We start from the raw sequence: 6,211 nt of genomic DNA on the forward strand, positions 1-6,211 counted from the left end.
GCATACCGCACGGCTCGGTGGAAGAATCCGCGGCTACTCCAGCCCGATGGAGAATGCACTTTCCAGGTCGTGCTGAGAGTAGGTGCGGAAAGCCAGCTGAGTCTGAGTGCGAATAACACCGTCGACCTTGCTGATGAGGTTTGGAATAATTTCCGCCAGATCATCGTGATTAGTTGCGCGCACCACGACGACCAAGTCCCAGTCACCAGTAACGGAGTAGACCTCAGTCACGCCGTCGATCTCGACGATGGTCTCGGCGGCCTCCGGAATCTTGTCAGCTTCGACATCGATGGACACAATTGCGGTAATCAAACTCATGGCTGCCTTTCCTCGGAGTTTAAACATGGGGCCCGCTGAATAGCGTGGCCCGGACCGCAAGGTACGCAAGATTGCTCAAGATACTGCGGCCCGGAATTTCATTTCTGTCACGATTCTACTGATTTCCAGAAAACAGCCTGGAGGATCCGGACGAAAGTCGGTAAAAAGGGCGCTATGACACAAACCGCATTTCAGTCCAACCCAGTCCAGCTTTCCGGAGACCTGCCCCAGGTGGGCAACAAGGCTCCGGAGTTTACCCTCACCGGTGGTGACCTCGGTGAGGTCACCAATGAGACCTTCGCTGGTAAGAAGGTCGTCTACAACATCTTCCCGTCGGTAGACACCGGTGTTTGTGCAGCTTCGGTGCGTCACTTCAACGAGGACGCTGCTGGGCTGGACAACACCGTCGTGGTCAATGTTTCGCGTGACCTGCCGTTCGCTCTCGGTCGCTTCTGTGCTGCAGAAGGCCTGGACAACGTTGAGGTTGCCTCGGACTTCCGCCACGGTTTCGGCGAAGCCTTCGGTGTTGTTCAGCAGGATGGCCCGCTCGCTGGCCTGCTTGCTCGTGCCGTAGTCGTCACTGACGAAGAGGGCAAGGTCATTTACAACCAGCTGGTCGATGAGATCACCACGGAGCCGGACTACGACTCCGCACTGGCTGCACTGAAGTAATTAGCTAACAAGCTTTCAGCAGCAAGTAACCAGCTGGAATCGACGGGGCTCGTCGGCGCACTCGCTAGGCTGTTGCCTGGCGAACTTCGCCGACGAGCTCTTCTAGTACGTCCTCCAGCGCAACGATTCCGCTGACAGAGTTCTCCGAAGTACTATCTTCCTCCGTCACCAAGGCGAAATGAGCCTGCTCGCGCTGCATCAGCCGCATGACCGTCTGGAGCTTGGCATCCGGGCTGACGCTTGCGAAGGTGCGAATCAGATTCCGCGGGAAGGGTCGGTCGCGGTGACCGTCGTCAAGCGAGAGCAAATCCTTGACATGAAGGTAGCCGATGAAGCTGCCATCGGCATCGGTGATGGGGAAGCGGGAAAAGCGCGTGCGTGCGCTGAGCTCTTCGATGTCGGCGACAGTGGCGTCGGGGCCAATGGTGACGAGGGTGTCGAGTTGCATAGTGACATCCGCGGCGGTGAGATGCTCGAAGCCGAGAGCTTTGTGGAGGAGCGCGAGCTCGTCATTGTCGAGAAGGCCCTGACGCCCGGACTCGGCGACGAAATCCTGCACCTGACTAGCGGTGAAGGAGGAATCGACCTCGTCCTTCGGAGTGGCGCGAAGAATCTTGCGAACCACGATGTTCGCCGTCGTATTCATCGCCCAGATAACCGGATTGAGTACCCGCACAATCACATACAGCGGAATAGCCACGAACTTCGCCGTCGGGCTGGGAGCCGCAATAGCGATGTTCTTCGGCACCATTTCGCCGACAACCATGTGTAAGAAAGTGACAATCAGCAGCGCCAACGCCAGCGCAACCACGTGGGCGGTGCCCGCGGGGAGTCCCAGCGCTGTCATGTAGGGCTCGAAGAAGTGCGCAATCGCAGGCTCGCCGACGGCACCGATGAGCAGGGAACAGGCGGTAATGCCCAGCTGTGTTGCCGCCAGGGAGACCGACACGTTTTCGATACCGCGCAGCGCGTACTTTGCGCTGGTAGAGCCGCTGACGGCATCCGGTTCAATTTGATCGCGGCGAGCCGAGACCATCGCAAATTCAGCGGCGACAAACCAGGCATTGAGGGCCAACAGCAAAATAAGAGTAAGTAGTGGCATGTTCTAGCCCTCCTTTTCGCTGTTGTGCTCGACGTGGTTGTGACTGGTGCCGTCCTGGTCAGCGCCTTCATCCGTGCGCGTGACCCTGTTGCCGGCGAGGTCCACCTGGACACGAATACGGCCAACGCGGTGACGCGCCATGCGCTCGACTCGAAAAGCAACTTCAGCGGTGGTAGGCAAGTTCTCCTCATCGAGGTTTTCGTGGTCGGTGGCTTCGACCGTAATCGTGTCGCCGAAGCGAGGCATGCGATCCAAGCGTTCGGTGATAAATCCACCAATAGTGTCGGATTCTTCGCCCTCCGGCAGGACCAGGTTTAGGATCTCTCCCAACTCATCAGGGCGCATGAGACCGGAAACAATCACCGTATTGGGGCTAATCCGGCTGTAGAGCAACGAACGATCGTCTTGTTCATCGTCAATTTCACCGACGATTTCCTCGACGAGATCCTCCAACGTCACAATGCCGTCCGTGCCGCCGTACTCATCGACAACCACTGCGAACTGGTATGCATCCTCACGCAGTTGACGCATCAGCGGATCAAGTGTGGTCGAGTCGTTCACCACGAGTACATCTTTGGCCAGACTCGCAGCCGACGTCGTCAAGCGTTGTGCGTGTGGCACGCTGAGCAGGTCGGTGTAATGCACCACGCCGCGAATGTCGTCGACGCTGTTGCCGACGACGGGGAAGCGGGCGTGCCCGGAATCTGCGACGACCGTCAGCATCTCTGCGACGCTCTGATTTTCGATAAAGATAATCTGCGTGCGTGGCGTCATCACATCAGCCGCCGTGCGCTCGCCGAACTCAATCGATCGCGCCACCAACTCGGCGGTCTGCGGGTTATTCTTTCCTTCATCGCTAGAGCGCGTGACGACGGCACGGAGTTCCTCCGCGGTCCTGGCACTGGCGACCTCTTCCTCAGGGGAGAAGCCGAGCCGTTTTAGCACCCAATTAGCCGCGCTGTTGAGTAGCCAGACCAGCCAGCCGAATGCGAACATAAAGGCATTTTGTGGCCTGACCACCAGGTTTGCGACTTTAGCGGGCTCGGCGATGGCCCAGTTTTTGGGGACGAGTTCGCCAAAGACCATTTGAGTGAAAGTCGCGATAATGAAAGCGCCCGTAGTGCTGATTGCAGTGACGGTGGCGGGAGAGATGCTAGTGCCACCAAATGCGGCTTCGAGGAGCACGCCGAGGGAAGGCCCGGTAAGGAAACCAGCGACGAGGCTGGTGACCGTAATTCCCAGCTGTGCGCCGGAGAGGTTTGTAGAGGTGCGTGATAGAGCACGGTCTACTAAGTATGCGGACTTTGAGCCGGCGTTTGCGGCCTTCTTGACATCGTTCCTGTTAACCGTGAGGTAGGAAAACTCGACAGCAACGAAAATTGCGTTGGCGAAAACGAGGAATAGAAAGACCGCTAAGACGATGAGTGCGGATACAATCACGCGGCATCACCTTAAGTGTTCGCTGCGTTCGCTGGGGATGCTGCGGCGGTTGCTGCGGTGATTGCGCTTACTGCGGCTACAGAGAGCCCGCCAACGTTGGCGCGAGGCTCTGGGTCGTCGGACAAGCCAGATCTATCTGATGTGTCGGACGCATTGGGTCTGTCTGAGCTGCTGGATGTGTCTGAGAGTTCAGGCATGCGAGAAATCTTACTAAAAATTCCTTAGGTCTGACGGCAATGGCGCATCGGTGGCAATGGGGAGGACGGGATCCTTAGGCCAAAATGTCATAATGTATATTATCGGACAAATAATGAAAGTGGTTGGCCCTGGGGTTTTCTGAATTTCCAGGGCTGCCGCTTTTTCCGCCGCCGCTTTTCTGCTGCCGTGTTCTATCTTGGCGCTTGATCTATGCCGTCGGGATTATTGCTCATTGTCCTTGGCGTTCGCTGCAAGCTCATCCGCGTTGCGGACGGCAATCTCTTCCCGCAGCCGCTTGTTCTGCCACAGCGTCATGCCAATCAGGAGTATGCCGACAGCCACGAGCCACCACGCGCCCTTGTAGGCCACGAATGCAATGAAGATAATCAGTAGTACCATTCGCACCTTTCGTGCGAGCAGCATTGCTTCGTAGGTGTTCATATCGTTGTGACTCCCAACTGGCCTACCAAAATTGTTTTTGGCAGGACTTCTGTGGTGTGTGGCTAAATGGCTTTATTGCGTCACAGTGACGAATCGAGGTGTATTTTCGCTGGCTATAAGCCTCTTTGGATTAGCGCTACTGCGATTCTCTTTAGATGGCTGTGTCTGCCAGCCGCGAAACCTACGCGTCCTACGCGTCCTGCTTCTCTGCGACAATGCGCAGATTGAGTTCGCCGTTCTCCTCGATGGATGCAGCTACAAACTGTGGCAGGCGCACGTTGTAATCCAGGCGGTTGATTGGCAAAGAGCCCGACAACAAAACCAAGTTTTCGGTACGAGCGGCCTTCATTGGTACGGTGACATCATTGGTGACACCGCGGATGGTCAGGCGTCCCGGAATCTCGATATTCGCCCACTGGCCGTTATCTGGAATGCTCGAAATATCGAGTGGTTCTGCAAGCTCAAACTTAGCTTCTGGGTACTGCTCAACGCTGAAAATATTGTTGCGGACATTGATGTCACGACGTTCAATATCGCTAGTCAGAGTTGCCATATCAACAACAACGGATGCGTCCTCAAGATTGTTGTCAGCAACCTTCAGCTCACCGGTGACATCGTGAGTGGAACCGGACGTCGTCCGCCTGCTGCCCGGCAGTACCTCGTTAAAAGTAAAACCAACGGAGGTGTTCTGTGAGTTATCGCCACCGATAATCTTCCAGGTGCCATTCGCATCAGTTGTTGCTGCAGGCAGCTCCGTGGCCTCGAAATCCTCTGTACGCACCCCTTCATGCGTGAAAACGCGATACAAAACTGGCCCCACAATAACAATTGCGAGCGCAACAACTGCAACGGCTATCAAAGTAATAATTGACTTACGGACACCAGAATTCATAGTGCTCATCCTATCCTTTTAATCCGCTATGGGATAAACCGTTCCACCTCGCGCGTTTTCATAATCAATTCCTGCGTAATCTCCTGCAGGACGGCAGTCTCCATGCCGTCGTCAAGCGCGGTGCGCAAGTCTTCGGCGAGACAACGTACTTCGAAGAGCCCGTCCCCTATTCGCTTTACGACGTCATCGCCCGCCGGCCTGCTCGTGGCATCGGTGGCGGTCTTTAGCGTGAGATCCGAATTGATTCGCTCGGCAATCGGCCTGGAAGCGCCTTTTGCTACGCCAGTGCGTTTTTCGTACGCACGCTGCCGGCAGGCTTGGCTGCAGAACTTGCGACGGCGACCGCGGATGGCGACCTCCATTTCGCGGCCACACCACTGGCAATTGGCAGTAGTTGTGCTCGGCTTTTGATCTGACACAGAAGTCAATTATGGCATGAATACAGATTAAGGCGTTATAATGTGTGGTCTAGTATTTCTACCAAAGGGGGCACGTTCCACATGGCAGATCGAGTTCTTCGTGGCAGTCGCATGGGCGCCGTTTCGTATGAGACCGATCGCGATCATGACCTCGCGCCGCGAATGATGGTCCGCTACCGCACTGAATCCGGTGAGATCTTCGAGGTCCCATTCGCGGATGACGCGGAAATTCCAGGTGAATGGCTGTGCAAGAATGGCCAAATTGGTGAGCTGGTTGAAGGCGAAGGCACTGAAGCCAAGCCGGTGAAGCCGCCGAGGACTCACTGGGACATGCTCCGTGAGCGCCGCTCCATCGAGGAGCTCGACGTGCTGCTGGATGAGCGTGTTGACTTGCTGCGCAAGCGTCGTCGTAACGCCGCTCGCCTGCTGAAGGCTCAGAAGGAAGCCGAAGAAGCAGAGAAGAACGCTTAAGGTTTGAGCTGGCTTGCGCTAGTGAGCTTTAGGGCGCTGCAGCTGTGAATTACATGCTGCAAAATGGGTCCGGATAAGGTTTTGCTCCTTATTCGGGCCCGTTTTTTGTTGGTGCCTGGCTGCGGCGGGCCGATCCGAGTTACTGACTGCGTTTATGACAAAAATGGCCTGAAAAATGGCTGGTAGGTTCAGGCGGTGAATGCATCACCACTTTCGACCAGGAGAAGTAGTGAAGCAAACCCGCCGAACGAAATACAG

Annotated in this window: 8 protein-coding genes; 2 read left to right on the plus strand and 6 right to left on the minus strand. The window is 56.0% G+C overall.

The window, feature by feature from the left end:
- Nucleotides 1-33 precede the first annotated feature (33 nt).
- Nucleotides 34-318, minus strand: coding sequence for an Lrp/AsnC family transcriptional regulator (locus QP978_RS09895; RefSeq protein ID WP_005511316.1), 285 nt, complete (start codon nt 316-318; stop codon nt 34-36).
- Nucleotides 319-492: 174 nt separating this feature from the next.
- On the opposite strand from QP978_RS09895, the gene tpx reads away from it, so the two are divergent.
- Nucleotides 493-990, plus strand: coding sequence for a thiol peroxidase (gene tpx / locus QP978_RS09900; protein WP_016422822.1), 498 nt, complete (start codon nt 493-495; stop codon nt 988-990).
- A 64-nt stretch (nt 991-1,054) separates the two neighbouring features.
- On the opposite strand, the gene QP978_RS09905 is transcribed toward tpx, so the two are convergent.
- The 5 genes from QP978_RS09905 to QP978_RS09925 all read right to left on the minus strand — a co-directional run bounded on the left by QP978_RS09905 (nt 1,055) and on the right by QP978_RS09925 (nt 5,482).
- Complete coding sequence (locus tag QP978_RS09905) at nt 1,055-2,092, minus strand: hemolysin family protein (protein WP_284857131.1); 1,038 nt, start codon at nt 2,090-2,092, stop codon at nt 1,055-1,057.
- A gap of 3 nt (nt 2,093-2,095) precedes the next feature.
- The gene (locus QP978_RS09910; RefSeq protein ID WP_284857132.1) at nt 2,096-3,532 is read right to left on the minus strand and encodes a hemolysin family protein; all 1,437 of its coding nucleotides are present in this window, start codon (nt 3,530-3,532) and stop codon (nt 2,096-2,098) included.
- Nucleotides 3,533-3,952: 420 nt separating this feature from the next.
- A complete protein-coding gene (locus QP978_RS09915) occupies nt 3,953-4,171 on the minus strand; it encodes a hypothetical protein (RefSeq protein WP_049193535.1) in 219 nt (72 codons plus the stop codon).
- Nucleotides 4,172-4,361: 190 nt separating this feature from the next.
- Nucleotides 4,362-5,072 carry a YceI family protein gene (locus QP978_RS09920; RefSeq protein ID WP_070429697.1) on the minus strand — a complete coding sequence of 237 codons (711 nt, stop codon included), beginning with the start codon at nt 5,070-5,072 and terminating at the stop codon, nt 4,362-4,364.
- A gap of 17 nt (nt 5,073-5,089) precedes the next feature.
- Nucleotides 5,090-5,482, minus strand: coding sequence for a hypothetical protein (locus tag QP978_RS09925; protein ID WP_224783748.1), 393 nt, complete (start codon nt 5,480-5,482; stop codon nt 5,090-5,092).
- Nucleotides 5,483-5,563: 81 nt separating this feature from the next.
- Here QP978_RS09925 and QP978_RS09930 point away from each other — a divergent pair, with 81 nt between their 5' ends.
- Nucleotides 5,564-5,953 carry an RNA polymerase-binding protein RbpA gene (locus QP978_RS09930; protein WP_005511311.1) on the plus strand — a complete coding sequence of 130 codons (390 nt, stop codon included), beginning with the start codon at nt 5,564-5,566 and terminating at the stop codon, nt 5,951-5,953.
- Nucleotides 5,954-6,211: the final 258 nt, after the last annotated feature.

Origin of the sequence: Corynebacterium sp. MSK035 (genome assembly GCF_030232615.1) — a bacterium.
GTDB classification, from domain to species: Bacteria; Actinomycetota; Actinomycetes; order Mycobacteriales; family Mycobacteriaceae; genus Corynebacterium; species Corynebacterium jeikeium_D.

Excerpts from the sequence above, each read along its gene's own strand:
- QP978_RS09895 (WP_005511316.1), bottom strand. The coding sequence starts at position 318 with ATGAGTTTGATTACCGCAATTGTGTCCATCGATGTCGAAGCTGACAAG.
- tpx (WP_016422822.1), top strand. The coding sequence starts at position 493 with ATGACACAAACCGCATTTCAGTCCAACCCAGTCCAGCTTTCCGGAGAC.
- QP978_RS09905 (WP_284857131.1), bottom strand. The coding sequence starts at position 2,092 with ATGCCACTACTTACTCTTATTTTGCTGTTGGCCCTCAATGCCTGGTTT.
- QP978_RS09915 (WP_049193535.1), bottom strand. The coding sequence starts at position 4,171 with ATGAACACCTACGAAGCAATGCTGCTCGCACGAAAGGTGCGAATGGTA.
- QP978_RS09920 (WP_070429697.1), bottom strand. The coding sequence starts at position 5,072 with ATGAGCACTATGAATTCTGGTGTCCGTAAGTCAATTATTACTTTGATA.
- QP978_RS09930 (WP_005511311.1), top strand. The coding sequence starts at position 5,564 with ATGGCAGATCGAGTTCTTCGTGGCAGTCGCATGGGCGCCGTTTCGTAT.